Here is a 13299-nt window from a genome sequence, read left to right on the forward strand (position 1 = left end):
TCACACTCTCTTCGTCAAGGAGGCTTAAAGATGGCCACAGCAAAAAAACCAGTAGTTGCAGAAAAAAAACCTGCAGCCGCTAAACCAGCAGTTAAAAAAGCAGCACCAGCAAAAGAAGTTGCAGCAGAGAAGCCAGCACGCAAGCCTAATGCAGCGTTCATGAAGCCAATGAAACCATCAGATGTTCTGGCTGCTGTTGTCGGCGCTGATCCGCTGCCACGCACTGAAGTTACCAAGAAAGTTTGGGAATACATCAAGAAGCACAATCTGCAAAATCCAGAAAATAAGCGCAACATCGATGCTGATGAAAAGCTGAAAGCTGTCTTTGGCGGCAAAAAACAAGTGTCTATGTTTGAAATGACTAAACTCATTTCTGCTCACTTGAGCAATGCTTAAGGTCTAGCTCAGCTAGATTAACTTAAGTGCCAAACAAAAACGCCCGCATTGCGCGGGTTTTTTTGTTTTTGGAACACATGAATTTGATAGTTGAGATTATTTGCCCGAGGGCGCTTCTGACGCTGTCGCGTTCTTAATTGCATGACCACTGCAAATATAAGAAGCGAGTTTCGACAGAATTACATCACGAAGAAATACCAAGACAGTGCTACGGCGACGCGCAACTTCAGGTCTGGGTGAATTGCAACTTAACGTTACTGCACAGCCACCGTGGTTTTGATCGGCACCGGCTCAAACTCCCAGCGCTTCCAGGCAGCCTGCACCGCATTCGGATATTCGGGCCGACCCCGGCTTCCGTTATAACGGCCTAGCGCCAGGTAGAGATTACCTTTTTCCATGTCCAGATACATACGCAAAATCGCGCAGCCATAGCGCAGATTGGTTTGTATATCAAATAATTTGCTGCGATCTGCGTCCCCGATTACACGGGTCCAAAACGGCATCACCTGCATCAACCCCTGCGCGCTAACGCTAGACATAGCGTATTTGCGAAATGCGGATTCCACCTGAATCAAGCCCAATACCATCGCCGGATCAAGTCCCGCTCGCTTGGATTCGTACCAGGTTGTTTCCAGAAATTCGGTACGCATTTGCGCATCGGGGAATTTCTTTTTTAGGCGCTCCGACATTTCCACCAGCCAGTAAAGGTACTGAATGCGCTGCTGGATATCGGTAAATTGCGGCTTCGGCGGTCGCCCGTCATTGATCGCCCGCGATAGCGCTAACCTTACTGAGTCGGCCATCGCCTCTTCTTTTTGATTCCCGGCATGCGCGACGCCACCGACCATCAATGTAGTCAGCACCATCGTCAAGCAGAGAAAAATACGGCCTGTCAAACGCAAGAAAACTCCTCGGAAAATCTCATTCAGAACGATTGATTTCCGAGGAAAGACCTCAAACAACAACCATTTCTCACGTATTGCGTGCCACGCATACAGCTTTCTTCGCCTCTGAGAAACACGCAATCAACCTCCAGCCAGATCAGACGCCCAGACGGGCTTTCACAAAACCCACCATCTCAGCCAATGGCACGCTAGTCGCCTCAGTATCACGACGACCTTGGTATTCTAGCTGACCATCTTTCAAACCACGATCACCCACTACGACGCGATGCGGAACGCCGATCAGCTCCCAATCGGCAAACATCGCACCCGGACGTTCGCCGCGATCATCCAGAATCACGTCAATGCCTGCCGCTTGCAAGGCTTCGTAGAGTTTATCGGTCTCGCTTTTAACCGCTTCGCTGCGATCATAGCCCATCGGGCAGAGAACAACTTCAAATGGCGCAATCGCGGTTGGCCAGATGATGCCCTTGTCATCATAATTCTGTTCAATGGCAGCGCCCAAAATCCGCGTGATACCAATGCCATAGCAGCCCATTTGCAATGGCTGCGGCTTGCCGTTTTCATCTAGAAAAGTAGCATTCATCGCTTCGGAATAAGCCGTCCCGAGCTGGAACACGTGACCGATTTCGATCCCGCGCTGAATCGCCAGCACGCCTTTGCCATCCGGCGATTGATCGCCTTCGACGACATTACGGATATCGACTACCAACGGTTCCGGCAAATCACGGCCCCAGTTGACGCCCGTCAAATGATAATCCACTTCATTCGCGCCGCAAACGAAGTCGTGCATGTTCGCCACGGTACGATCAGCGACGACATTAATCGGCTTTTTAGTATTGATCGGGCCCAAATAACCCGGTGGCGTACCGAACCATTCGACGATTTCTTCTTCGGTTGAAAAACGATATCCGGTCAGACCAGGGATATTATTCGCTTTGATTTCATTCAGCGCATGATCGCCCCGCAGCATCAGCAACCAAACTTGTTTGTCAGCAGGCTTTTTATCGGTCGCCGCTGTTTCAACTGTCAGCACGATGGATTTAATCGTGGCGCTTAGCGGAATATTCAATAATTCGGCGACTGCTTCACATTTGGCTTTACCAGGGGTCGCTGTTTTAGTCATTACCTGACTTGGCGCAGCACGACTTGCATCAACGGCCAGCGCTTCGGCGGCCTCCATATTTGCTGCGTAATCTGAGGTCGGGCAATACACAATCGCGTCTTCACCCGTTGCGGCGATCACATGAAATTCATGCGATGCAGTGCCGCCAATGGCGCCATTATCAGCGGCGACAGGACGGAATTGCAGACCGAAACGATTGAAAATCCGGATATAGGCGTCGTACATTACTTGATACGACTTTTTCAGGCCATCCAGGTCGCGATCGAAAGAATAAGCATCTTTCATCGTAAATTCACGACCGCGCATCAAACCGAAACGTGGACGGCGCTCATCGCGGAATTTAGTCTGAATGTGATAAAAATTGACCGGAAGTTTGCGATAAGAGCGCAATTCAGTGCGCGCAATATCGGTAATCACTTCTTCCGAGGTTGGCTGAATAATGAAATCACGACCATGCCGGTCTTTGACGCGCATCAGTTCATCGCCGTATTTTTGCCAACGGCCGGTTTCTTGCCAAAGTTCAGCAGGTTGTACAACTGGCATCAATAATTCAACCGCGCCGGAACGATTCATCTCTTCACGCACGATATTTTCGACTTTTCGAATCACGCGCAATCCCATCGGCATATAGGTATAGATACCAGAACCAAGGCGTTTAATCATGCCGGCGCGCATCATTAATTTATGGCTGACGATTTCAGCGTCGGATGGAGCTTCTTTAAGAGTCGATACAAAAAAAACGGGAGGCGCGCATAACGGTGAATTCTTTTTAAAAAGAGAGGGTTATAATCGACTCAATTTTAAAGGATTAGCTGGCTGATGCGCCCACTCTTTGCACAATTGATTGATGTTCTGCCCAGTTTCACCACTGGTTGGGACCTGCTATGCGTGGATTTACCCCTAAATGTCGTATTTAATTTAGAACGTAAGCAAATTGGCATGAGGACCGCCTAGTCGCAGAAAGTTTTGAGGTAATACTATGCTGGACCGTGAAGGCTTCCGCCCTAACGTCGGCATTATCTTGCTCAACACCCAGAATGAAGTCTGGTGGGGCAAGCGCGTGCGCGAACATTCGTGGCAATTTCCACAAGGTGGCATTAAATACGGTGAAACGCCGGAGCAGGCGATGTTCCGCGAACTTGAGGAAGAAATCGGCCTGAAGGCGGAACACGTCAAAATTGTCGGCCGTACACGCGACTGGCTGCGCTATGAAGTGCCTGATCATTTCATTAAACGCGATATTCGCGGACATTATCGTGGCCAAAAACAAATCTGGTTTTTGCTGCGGATGACGGGGCGCGATTGCGATGTCAACTTACGCCTGACCGAGCATCCTGAATTTGATGCATGGCGCTGGCATGATTACTGGGTCCCGCTGGATGCCGTGATCGAGTTCAAGCGCGATGTCTATCAGCGTGCCTTGCAAGAATTATCACGCTTTTTAACCCGCCCATTGCAAAGCTCAGCGCGCCAGCCGCGCCATTTGCGCTGTGCACTGAATACAGAGGATTTGTCAGAATCGCCAAATCCCTGCATTCCGGCTGATCCGACTATCCATAAGGAGTAAGTTTTCCCATGTTTTTTAACATTATTTCTTCAACGCCGAAAATTAACAACGTCGGCAGGATCAACAAACTTGTCGCGGTCGCCGCCCTGCTCCTTTCTGCAGTGGCCCACGTACACGCAGCCCCCGGCTCTGGCCCAGGTCCCGGCTTTGATGATGATTTTGACGATGAAGTAAAGACCTGGCAAGAACTGGCGGTGCAATTGCCTCCGCAGCCCAAACCTGAAAATATGGCAGAGTTTTATGTCGGCCCTACGACCACCATGAAATTCGCGATTGATCTGGATTCAATCTCAGCCGGATCCGACGGGGTCATCCGTTACACGCTGATCAGCACTAGCAGCGGCGGCGCAGAAAATGTCAGCTACGAAGGCATTCGCTGTCAAACCGCCGAAAAGAAACTATATGCTTTCGGCCATAAAGATGGCAATTGGTCACGCGCACGCCTGAGCAAGTGGCAGCAGATCAGCGCAGTCGGGGCAAATCGGCAGCATGCTGCATTGTTTACAGATTTTCTCTGTCAAGGCGGTACGATCGCTGGCAAGGTTCCTGTAATACAAGCGCGCTTCCGGAATAATCAGCCAATAAAGCCCGGTAGCTGATAGTCCACCATCAAAACACGCACGCTGAATGTCAAAAAGCCGCTATGTTTCCATAGCGGCTTTTTTATAAGCAAAGGCCTACAACAAAACCAAATTGTCGCGATGAATCAATTCCGATTTCTCGACGAAGCCCAATATTGCGGCGATCTCTGACGATGGATGACGCATAATCCGCCGAGCTTCAGCGCTCGTGTAATTACTGATGCCGCGTGCAATCGCACGGCCATCGCTATTCATACAAGTAATCACGTCGCCGCGCCCAAACTCACCCAAAACATCTGTCACGCCGATGGGCAATAACGACTTACCCTCGTTCGTCAGCTTTTGCACCGCGCCAGCGTCCAGTACCACTTTACCGGCCGTTTTCAGATGATCTGCCATCCATTGCTTACGCGCTTTCAACTGGCCGGTCTGGGCATTCAATTGCGTACCAATCGCTTCACCGGCAGCAAGCCGCGTCAACACATCCGCTTCCCGGCCCCACGCGATGACTGTGTGTGCGCCAGATGTCGCAGCACGCTTCGCAGCCAGAATTTTGGTGATCATCCCGCCGCGACCAATCCCGGTGCCCGCATCGCCCGCCATCACTTCTAGCGCAGGGTCACCCGCTTGCGCCTCATGAACGAACTCAGCATTGGGATCTTTGCGCGGATCGGCAGTAAATAACCCTTTTTGGTCGGTCAGAATAATCAGTGCCTCAGCCTCGATTAAATTCGCCACCAACGCGCCCAACGTATCGTTATCGCCGAACTTGATTTCATCGGTCACCACCGTGTCATTTTCATTGATGATCGGGATGACACCAAAACGTAACAAGGTAAATAAGGTCGAACGGGCATTCAGATAACGCTCCCGATCCGCAAGATCGGCATGCGTCAGCAACACTTGCGCGGTATGGATGTCGTGCAGACGAAAACTGGTTTCGTAAATTTGCGCCAGCCCCATCTGTCCTACTGCGGCGCAAGCCTGCAATTCCTCAATGCTGGTCGGGCGCTTATCAAAACCCAATCGTTGCATCCCTTCAGCGATAGCGCCAGAACTCACCAGCACCACTTCTTTCCCCATCGCACGCAATGCTGAAATTTGCGCAGCCCACGTAGCAATCGCAGCACCATCGAGTCCCTTACCGTCATTAGTGACCAGTGAAGAACCAACCTTGATGATAAGACGTTTAGATTTTTGAATGATGGAATTCATATTTTGATCTGCCAAAGGTCCTATTCGGCGCTAATAATAAAAAACCGATATTGCCAGAGCTTGTCAGCGCTAGCCATATCGGTTGATGAGTGGAGCCACTTAATTGGCTCTCTACGCACATTTATGGCGCTTAAACGTTGATGCGTAACGTTATTGAATAATGTTAGTCGTAACGTTAGTCAATAATTTTAAAGCGAGGATCATCTGGATCAATCGACAGAATACCTTGTGCTTCTTCTGTCATTTGCGTTTCTTCAGCACGGTGTTCCTGCTGACGCTTTTCAGCCAGATAAGCATAAATATCGTTGACCAGTTCCGGGCAACCGGCGTGATTCAGAGCCGAAATTTCGAAGACTGGACCCTTCCAGCCAAAACGCTTAACGAAATCCTTGACCCGACTCTTACGCTCATCTTCCGGCACGACATCCAACTTATTCAGCACCAACCAACGCGGTTTGTCGAACAAAGACTGATCGTACTTTTGCAGCTCTTTAACAATCGCCTTGGCTTCTTTGACCGGATCGACAGTCGATTCAAAAGGTGCCAAATCGACGATGTGCAATAGCAGGCCGGTACGCTGTAAATGCTTTAGAAACTGGATACCCAGCCCTGCACCATCAGCCGCACCTTCGATCAAACCGGGAATATCCGCAATCACGAAGCTTTTTTCGTGACTAACGCGTACTACGCCCAAATTCGGATGCAGCGTCGTAAATGGATAATCGGCAATTTTCGGGCGTGCGTTCGATACCGCAGTGATGAAAGTCGACTTACCGGCATTTGGCTGACCTAGCAAACCGACATCGGCCAAGACTTTCAGCTCAAGCCGCAATTCGCGACGTTCGCCTTCTTTACCATCGCCTTTTTGGCGTGGCGCACGATTTGTCGAGGTTTTGAAATGGATGTTACCCCAGCCGCCTTCGCCGCCTTTTGCCAACAAGACTTCCTGACCATGTTCAGTCAGATCGGCAATGCTTTCACCGGTATTGATATCGATAATCAATGTACCGACTGGCATGCGCAATTTAATATCGTCTGCGCCCTTGCCGTAACAATCCGAACCACGGCCATTTTCACCGCGACCAGCGCGATGCATTTTGGAAAAACGGAAATCGACTAGCGTATTGATGTTACGGTCGGCCACGGCCCAAATACTGCCACCCTTGCCGCCATCGCCGCCGTCAGGGCCGCCAAAGGGGCGAAATTTTTCACGCAAAAAACTCGCAACCCCATTGCCACCATCGCCGGCAATGACTTCGATTTTTGCTTCATCTATAAACTTCATTCGAAGGTCCTAATGAGATTGGAGGTAAATAATTCTGATATGCCTACCTGATTTAGCGTTGCCGGGCAGGCTTCCGGGGTGATCGCATTGTTGAAGTCCGCAAAAAACCTATGCAACTTACACAACAATTTAGACGACCTTTAACTGATATAACGTATGGCACATTTATTTCGACTAACTAATATTGTGAAGTCAGTTTTTGCTACTGATCGATGAATCATCGTAGCCATCATGCAAATATCGCAACTTATTGACATTGCAATTCGATGGAGCAGTTTCGATGAATTTACGCAAGCAGCGCATAATTTTCATGCTCAGAAAACTAAAAAGGCTCTACCTACGGCAGAGCCTTTTGCGGCAAGGCTTCCGCCTCGCGCTAACTAACTTAAGCTGCTACAACAGTGACATATTGACGCTTTTCAGCGCCTTTGATCACGAATTGTACTTTGCCTTGAATCAGTGCGAACAGGGTGTGATCCTTGCCCATGCCAACATTTTCGCCTGGATGCGTCTTAGTGCCGCGTTGACGAATAATGATGCCGCCGGCGTTAATCGCCTGGCCACCGTAGACCTTGACGCCGAGTCGTTTTGACTCTGAGTCACGGCCGTTGCGCGTAGTGCCGCCGCCTTTTTTATGTGCCATTTAAAACTCCTGGATTTGGTTAAGTCAATCGACGTAATTTATTGCTAAATTAAGCGTTGATCGAAACGATTTGAATTTCGGTGTAATTTTGACGATGGCCTTGATGCTTCTGATAATGCTTACGACGACGCATTTTGAAGATCTTGACTTTATCGTGGCGACCTTGCGCCAATACCTTAACCGACACCGTAGCACCTTCGACCAATGGCGCCCCAACCTGCAGGGTATCGCCAGCGCCAACTGCAAGCACTTGATCAATAGTGAGTTCGGTGCCAATGTCTGCAGGTATCTGTTCTATTTTAAGTTTTTCACCGGCAATAACTTTATATTGTTTGCCACCGGTTTTTATGACCGCATACATATGAAACCTCATCGAAATAATTGAATAACTAACAACAATTCATCCTATCCGGCATGGCATAAAAAGACATCCGGAGCCGGGAGAACCTGAGATTATACATAGACTTATCATCAGCGTCAAAAACTCTTGACAATTGCATTAAGAACACATTATTTCTGTGCCATTTCAGTCACGTCAGCGGCGCGGCCCGCTTTTTCATATAATGACTGCATTCTGAACATTTAAAGGTATTGCCATGAGCGACGTACAAACGTGGATCAAAGAAACCGTGACAGCAAATCCGGTGGTGTTATTCATGAAGGGCACAGCACAATTTCCACAGTGCGGTTTTTCTGGTCGCGCCATCCAACTGCTGAAAGCCAACGGCGCGGAAAACATTGTGACGATTAATGTACTGGAAGATCCGACAGTGCGCCAGGGCATCAAAGACTATTCGAACTGGCCTACTGTCCCGCAACTGTACGTTAAAGGTGAGTTCATCGGCGGCTCAGACATCATGAATGAAATGCATGAGTCCGGCGAACTGAAAACTTTGCTGACCGCCTGAAAGGGCTCTCGGTGTCAGACGCATCCCGACAGCAGCCAAAGCCTCCACCCGCACCGCATCACGCATCACGTCGGCTAATCGTTGCCATCACTGGCGCGACGGGGGTTGCTTACGGCGTGCGGCTGTTGCAATTTTTGCGCGAAATCCCGGAAATCGAATCCCATTTGATGATCTCCGATGCTGGCGTGCTGAATTTGCATCAGGAGCTGGATATGCGTCGCAAAGAGGTGGAGGCATTGGCCGATGTCACGCACAACGTGCGCGATATTGGCGCATCTATTGCCAGCGGTTCGTTTCAGTCAGACGGCATGATCGTCGCTCCATGTTCGATGAAAACATTGGCCGCAGTCGCGAATGGTCTGTCGGATAATCTGATTACGCGAGCAGCCGATGTCGTCTTGAAAGAACGCCGTCGGCTAACGCTGATGGTGCGCGAAACGCCATTTAATCTGGCACATTTGCGGAATATGACGAGTGTCACCGAAATGGGCGGAATCATTTTTCCACCGCTGCCGGGCTTTTATCACCGTCCTAAAAGTATCAACGAAATGATCGATCACACCGTCGGGCGCGTGCTAGACCTGTATGGAATTGCGCACACGCTGACGCCGCGTTGGAGCGGCATGAAGGCAGACAGCTAATCTGCAGGCAGAGAGCCGTTCCCGCCTGCCTTCAAGACAAAATTACCGCGCCCATCAATCAGCGACTATGACGTCCAGCTAACCACGCATTGCGCGTGGCCACTGCTGTGTCCGGTCCCTGCATCGCGTTCAAACCCAGTTGCGGCGTCGTATCGGCAAGCAATTTCACACTAAAAATCAATAATTCATCGCGCCGAAATGCGTGCACCGTTACCGTATCGCCGACACGATAACGCCCAAATATCACGTCCAAATTGGCCGTCACGCGTACACCGTCCAGCGCCATCAACACATCGCCAGCAGACAATCCCGCCCGATGCGCAGCGCCGCCCTCATACACGTTGAGCAACTTGCACTCAGCACCACCACGCGTCGTGCGCGCACCCAAGCCGGGCTTCACTGCTTTGCGCTCATCGGCAATCGTCACACCAGCGGACGCCAACAGTTTTTCCAATGGAAGATCATCCGTACCGCGTACATAGCGATCAAAAAACCGCTTCAATTTTAATCCGGTCACCGCATCAAACAACGCCTCAACCGCGGCTTCCGTCACGCCACGTCCAGCGGTGTCGTTAGTCGCATAAAAATCGCGACCATATTTTTGCCACAACACACGCATCACGTCGTCCAGCGATTTCTTGTTTTTAGTCTCGCTACGGATCGTCAAATCCAAGGCCAACGCCACGAGCGACCCTTTGGTGTAGTAACTGACGATAGCGTTAGGCGCGTTTTCATCCTGACGATAGTATTTAACCCAGGCATCAAAGCTGGATTCCGCCACACTTTGTTTACCCCGACCACTGCCGAGCAAGACGCCATTGATCGTCTTTGTTACCAGCTTCAGATATTCCGCCTGATCGATCAAGCCGCAACGAAACAACATCAAGTCATCGTAATAACTGGTAAAACCCTCAAACAACCATAACAACGATGTGTAATTTTCGACTTGCAAATCATACGGCGCAAACGCGGCTGGCTTGATCCGCTTCACATTCCACGTATGAAAATACTCATGGCTGCAAAGACCGAGGAAAGTACGATAGCCATCGCTGCATTCCGGCTGGCCCTTCACCGGCAGATCAGCCCGAGCGCAAATCAGCGCCGTCGATGCGCGATGTTCAAGACCACCATAACCGTCGCCGACTGCCAGCGTCAAAAACACATAACGCTGCATCGGTGCCTGTCTGGCAAATTTACTTCCGGCGGGCTCAAAGAATGCAATTTGCGTCTCACAAATCTTTTTCAGATCGGCACTCAAGCGCACCATATCCAGATTCGGCACATTGCCGGTAATCGCAATCTCATGCGGCACGCCATGCGCCTTAAAAGTGGCGAGTTGAAACGTGCCCATTTCGACAGGATGATCGATCAACTCATCGTAATTAGCCGCAACATACGTCCCAACAGCACCACGCCCGGCGCGCAAGGTCGGCAATGCCGTTGCGATCCGCCATTGATCGTACTCAGCACCCTGCGGTCGTTGAATATCCACTACATGCGATGCATTTTCATGACCAACCACGCGTAAAAATACGCTGGTGCCGTTAAAAAAACCATGCGTCTGATCCAGATGCGCAGCGCGCACCGACAAATCCCATGCATACACTTGGTAGTGCAACGTCAGCGGCCCATCGCAAGGTGCGGCTTGCCAAGAATGTTTGTCGAGTTTTTTGAGAGGAATCGTCCGACCATTTGATTCGCCCCGAATCTGCACAATATGGCGCGCAAATTCGCGGATCATATAACTACCGGGTATCCACGCTGGCAGCGCCACAATTTGTCCGACCGCCGCTGGCGCAGCGATCTGCAACGTCACCGCAAACAAGTGCGCCGCAGGATCTGCCGCGACGATGCTGTAATGCACAGCGCCATTGCCGCCAACTGCCTGAGAACTGGTATTTTTCAACGATTTCCCGAGCGCTTTAATCGGTTTAACAGCCTTAAGACGCGCCTTGGAAACCGCTTTGACGCCGCCTTTGGCAACCTGCTTTTGGACAGACTTAGGCAGGGATTTAACACCAGCCTTTGCAGTAGGTTTTACGGCAGATTTTTGACTAGATTTAGGCACTAAAATTTCCTCTCACACCGGCAGCAAGCATCGCCAACACCATGGCGCCAACCGCTACACAGGTTAACTTATAGCGCAATTCCGTGAACCAGCCTGGCAAACCGTACCAGACGAACAAGCGCTTATCAACCTGATATGCAGCAATAAATCCAAGGATCAATAAAGTATAGCCATACGCAAAAAATAAGGTCGAAAACCATGCAATCGTGGTCGGCATAATGCCCCAGATCAACGCTTTTTTGGTCCGCTCAGCAGACAAATCCGCCCGCAGCACCATTGCACCCCAATGAATCCCGCCCAAAAACGATAAAACCGCCACGCCATAGGCCATCTGGCCACGAATAAAATCACCTATCCAGTCAGGGCTAGCAAACCAGCAGCCTAACGTCAATAATACAAAAGGAATCAATCCAGCGTAGCCGAGGATAAGGATCAGGCGTTTATTTAGGAAGTGTGGATTCATCGCAGAAGATAGACCGGTTAGTGAAGCAAGGCGTTAAAAAACCGCTAGTCTAGCGGCATCCGCACAAACCCGTATCGGCCTTGGTCATTTGCCAACTGCGCGAGACCTCAATCGGCGCATTACGGCTTATGAATGTGGTATATCGGCGACGGTATCGATATCCTGATGGATGCCCGGATCGTCCACCGCGACCTCTGTCACCGGAAACTGTTGCAGCAGACTGCGTGCGCCCTGATCGCCGCGCAACTGCAATAAGCGCGATAAATGATGACGACTGAAAGCCACCGGATTACCGCGCCGCTGATTAAAAACCGGCACCGCGATATCAGCGCCCTGCTCCAACGCAGTTTTCAACGCCACCAGCGTAGCAACCTGTACATAGGGCATATCGCCCAAAGCAATCACCCATCCGGCAGCGTTCGCCGTTTGCTTCAAGCCACATACCAGCGTCGCCGCCATCCCATCATCCGCATCGGCACAGGTCAGCAAAACACTGCCATCGCATTGTTGCGCCAATTGCATCGTTGCCGCTGGCGTATCGGATCGACAAACGACGTAGGTTGGCGAGCAAGCGCGCAGATTTTTCGCCGCGCTTGCCAGAACAGTCTGGCCGTCAGGCAGAAATTGCAGTAATTTGCTTTGTTTTCCGCTCGGATCAAATCGACGCCCGCGCCCGGCAGCCAGCAAAATACCAACTATTTGTTCTGAGGAGTGGGGATGCATAAGAGTTTAGCGGTGGGGCTTTATCGCCATATAACGTTATTGCCCCACCACCGCTTCGCCGCTAAAAAATGTTTTATCTTATTTAACAGTCGCAAATTTGGCTTCGAGCGCCTTGGCATCGATAAAGCCGGGAATGCGTGAGCCATCGGTAAAGATAATCGTCGGAGTGCCGGTCACATTCAGTTTCTGCCCCAGCGCCAACACTTTATCGTTCGGCGTATCGACGCAGCTTGAAGCGGCCGTCGCTGGTATTTTGCCGTTTATCATCCAGTCGTCCCAAGCTTTATGACGATCAGCGCTACACCAGACATTTTTAGACTTGATAGAAGAGTCCGGGGCCAGAATGTTGTACATAAATGTATACACCGTGGTGTTATCGACCTCTTGCAGCGTCTTGCGGAATTTTTTGCAATAACCGCAGTTTGGATCTTCAAAGACCGCAATAACGCGCTTGCCATTACCCTTCACCACCTTTATCGCCTGATCGAGTGGCAAATCAGAAAATTTCACCTTGCTGATTTCATCCATGCGTTCCTTGGTGAAATCGCGTGAACTATCCGCATCCAGAATCCGGCCTACAAACATGTATTTAGCCTGAGCATCGGTGTAAAAAATATCCTTGCCGACGCGCACCTCAAACATCCCCAGATAAGGTGTTTTAGTCACTTGGTCGACTTTAACGCCGTCGCCTAAACGCGGCTCCATTAATTTTTTTACATTTGCTTCCTGGGGCGTTTCGGCGATTGCCGCTGTCGTTACCATCCCTATCATCGCCACCAAC

14 protein-coding genes and 1 pseudogene are annotated in these 13299 nt (G+C 50.4%); 5 read left to right on the top strand and 10 right to left on the bottom strand.

The features are described from left to right. The first annotated feature begins 30 nt into the window (after positions 1-30). Positions 31-396 carry an SWIB/MDM2 domain-containing protein gene (locus C7W93_RS16285; protein ID WP_108441340.1) on the top strand — a complete coding sequence of 122 codons (366 nt, stop codon included), beginning with the start codon at positions 31-33 and terminating at the stop codon, positions 394-396. 254 nt (positions 397-650) lie between these two features. Here the strand turns inward: C7W93_RS16285 and C7W93_RS16290 are convergent, their stop codons facing one another. Next, positions 651-1262, bottom strand: a complete 612-nt coding sequence (locus C7W93_RS16290; protein ID WP_108442172.1) for a lytic transglycosylase domain-containing protein — start codon at positions 1260-1262, stop codon at positions 651-653. A 175-nt stretch (positions 1263-1437) separates the two neighbouring features. Then, positions 1438-3178 (bottom strand): annotated as a pseudogene (locus C7W93_RS16295) (proline--tRNA ligase). Between the two features lie 225 nt (positions 3179-3403). Here C7W93_RS16295 and C7W93_RS16300 point away from each other — a divergent pair. Next, positions 3404-3991, top strand: coding sequence for an RNA pyrophosphohydrolase (locus C7W93_RS16300; protein ID WP_225869912.1), 588 nt, complete (start codon positions 3404-3406; stop codon positions 3989-3991). An 8-nt stretch (positions 3992-3999) separates the two neighbouring features. Next, positions 4000-4590, top strand: coding sequence for a CNP1-like family protein (locus C7W93_RS16305; protein WP_108441342.1), 591 nt, complete (start codon positions 4000-4002; stop codon positions 4588-4590). Positions 4591-4668: 78 nt separating this feature from the next. Here C7W93_RS16305 and proB read toward each other — a convergent pair whose 3' ends face one another. From proB to rplU, 4 genes are all read right to left on the bottom strand, one after another. Beyond that, positions 4669-5787: a glutamate 5-kinase gene (proB, locus tag C7W93_RS16310; protein WP_108441343.1), complete on the bottom strand. Its 1119-nt coding sequence runs from the start codon at positions 5785-5787 to the stop codon at positions 4669-4671. Positions 5788-5962: 175 nt separating this feature from the next. Then, positions 5963-7072 (bottom strand): GTPase ObgE, encoded by a 1110-nt coding sequence (obgE, locus tag C7W93_RS16315; RefSeq protein ID WP_108441344.1) that lies wholly within the window; start codon positions 7070-7072, stop codon positions 5963-5965. A 385-nt stretch (positions 7073-7457) separates the two neighbouring features. Then, the gene (gene rpmA, locus C7W93_RS16320; RefSeq protein WP_108441345.1) at positions 7458-7715 is read right to left on the bottom strand and encodes a 50S ribosomal protein L27; all 258 of its coding nucleotides are present in this window, start codon (positions 7713-7715) and stop codon (positions 7458-7460) included. A gap of 49 nt (positions 7716-7764) precedes the next feature. Then, positions 7765-8076 carry a 50S ribosomal protein L21 gene (gene rplU / locus C7W93_RS16325; protein WP_108441346.1) on the bottom strand — a complete coding sequence of 104 codons (312 nt, stop codon included), beginning with the start codon at positions 8074-8076 and terminating at the stop codon, positions 7765-7767. A gap of 235 nt (positions 8077-8311) precedes the next feature. On the opposite strand from rplU, the gene grxD reads away from it, so the two are divergent. Both grxD and C7W93_RS16335 read left to right on the top strand, forming a co-directional pair. Then, positions 8312-8623, top strand: a complete 312-nt coding sequence (gene grxD / locus C7W93_RS16330) for a Grx4 family monothiol glutaredoxin (protein ID WP_108441347.1) — start codon at positions 8312-8314, stop codon at positions 8621-8623. A gap of 11 nt (positions 8624-8634) precedes the next feature. Then, positions 8635-9264, top strand: coding sequence for a UbiX family flavin prenyltransferase (locus C7W93_RS16335; RefSeq protein ID WP_108441348.1), 630 nt, complete (start codon positions 8635-8637; stop codon positions 9262-9264). Between the two features lie 58 nt (positions 9265-9322). Here the strand turns inward: C7W93_RS16335 and C7W93_RS16340 are convergent, their stop codons facing one another. The 4 genes from C7W93_RS16340 to C7W93_RS16355 all read right to left on the bottom strand — a co-directional run bounded on the left by C7W93_RS16340 (position 9323) and on the right by C7W93_RS16355 (position 13289). Beyond that, positions 9323-11128: a M61 family metallopeptidase gene (locus C7W93_RS16340; protein ID WP_108442173.1), complete on the bottom strand. Its 1806-nt coding sequence runs from the start codon at positions 11126-11128 to the stop codon at positions 9323-9325. 196 nt (positions 11129-11324) lie between these two features. Then, the gene (locus C7W93_RS16345; RefSeq protein ID WP_108441349.1) at positions 11325-11795 is read right to left on the bottom strand and encodes a DUF3429 domain-containing protein; all 471 of its coding nucleotides are present in this window, start codon (positions 11793-11795) and stop codon (positions 11325-11327) included. Between the two features lie 126 nt (positions 11796-11921). After that, a complete protein-coding gene (locus C7W93_RS16350; RefSeq protein WP_108441350.1) occupies positions 11922-12518 on the bottom strand; it encodes an NTP transferase domain-containing protein in 597 nt (198 codons plus the stop codon). A gap of 78 nt (positions 12519-12596) precedes the next feature. Continuing rightward, positions 12597-13289 carry a DsbC family protein gene (locus tag C7W93_RS16355; protein WP_370446502.1) on the bottom strand — a complete coding sequence of 231 codons (693 nt, stop codon included), beginning with the start codon at positions 13287-13289 and terminating at the stop codon, positions 12597-12599. Positions 13290-13299: the final 10 nt, after the last annotated feature.

The sequence above is a fragment of the Glaciimonas sp. PCH181 genome, assembly GCF_003056055.1.
Classification (GTDB): domain Bacteria; phylum Pseudomonadota; class Gammaproteobacteria; order Burkholderiales; family Burkholderiaceae_D; genus Glaciimonas.

Excerpts from the sequence above, each read along its gene's own strand:
- C7W93_RS16350 (WP_108441350.1), bottom strand. The coding sequence starts at position 12,518 with ATGCATCCCCACTCCTCAGAACAAATAGTTGGTATTTTGCTGGCTGCC.
- obgE (WP_108441344.1), bottom strand. The coding sequence starts at position 7,072 with ATGAAGTTTATAGATGAAGCAAAAATCGAAGTCATTGCCGGCGATGGT.
- C7W93_RS16300 (WP_225869912.1), top strand. The coding sequence starts at position 3,404 with ATGCTGGACCGTGAAGGCTTCCGCCCTAACGTCGGCATTATCTTGCTC.
- C7W93_RS16285 (WP_108441340.1), top strand. The coding sequence starts at position 31 with ATGGCCACAGCAAAAAAACCAGTAGTTGCAGAAAAAAAACCTGCAGCC.
- rpmA (WP_108441345.1), bottom strand. The coding sequence starts at position 7,715 with ATGGCACATAAAAAAGGCGGCGGCACTACGCGCAACGGCCGTGACTCA.
- C7W93_RS16290 (WP_108442172.1), bottom strand. The coding sequence starts at position 1,262 with ATGGTGCTGACTACATTGATGGTCGGTGGCGTCGCGCATGCCGGGAAT.
- grxD (WP_108441347.1), top strand. The coding sequence starts at position 8,312 with ATGAGCGACGTACAAACGTGGATCAAAGAAACCGTGACAGCAAATCCG.
- C7W93_RS16305 (WP_108441342.1), top strand. The coding sequence starts at position 4,000 with ATGTTTTTTAACATTATTTCTTCAACGCCGAAAATTAACAACGTCGGC.
- C7W93_RS16355 (WP_370446502.1), bottom strand. The coding sequence starts at position 13,289 with ATGATAGGGATGGTAACGACAGCGGCAATCGCCGAAACGCCCCAGGAA.
- proB (WP_108441343.1), bottom strand. The coding sequence starts at position 5,787 with ATGAATTCCATCATTCAAAAATCTAAACGTCTTATCATCAAGGTTGGT.
- C7W93_RS16345 (WP_108441349.1), bottom strand. The coding sequence starts at position 11,795 with ATGAATCCACACTTCCTAAATAAACGCCTGATCCTTATCCTCGGCTAC.
- rplU (WP_108441346.1), bottom strand. The coding sequence starts at position 8,076 with ATGTATGCGGTCATAAAAACCGGTGGCAAACAATATAAAGTTATTGCC.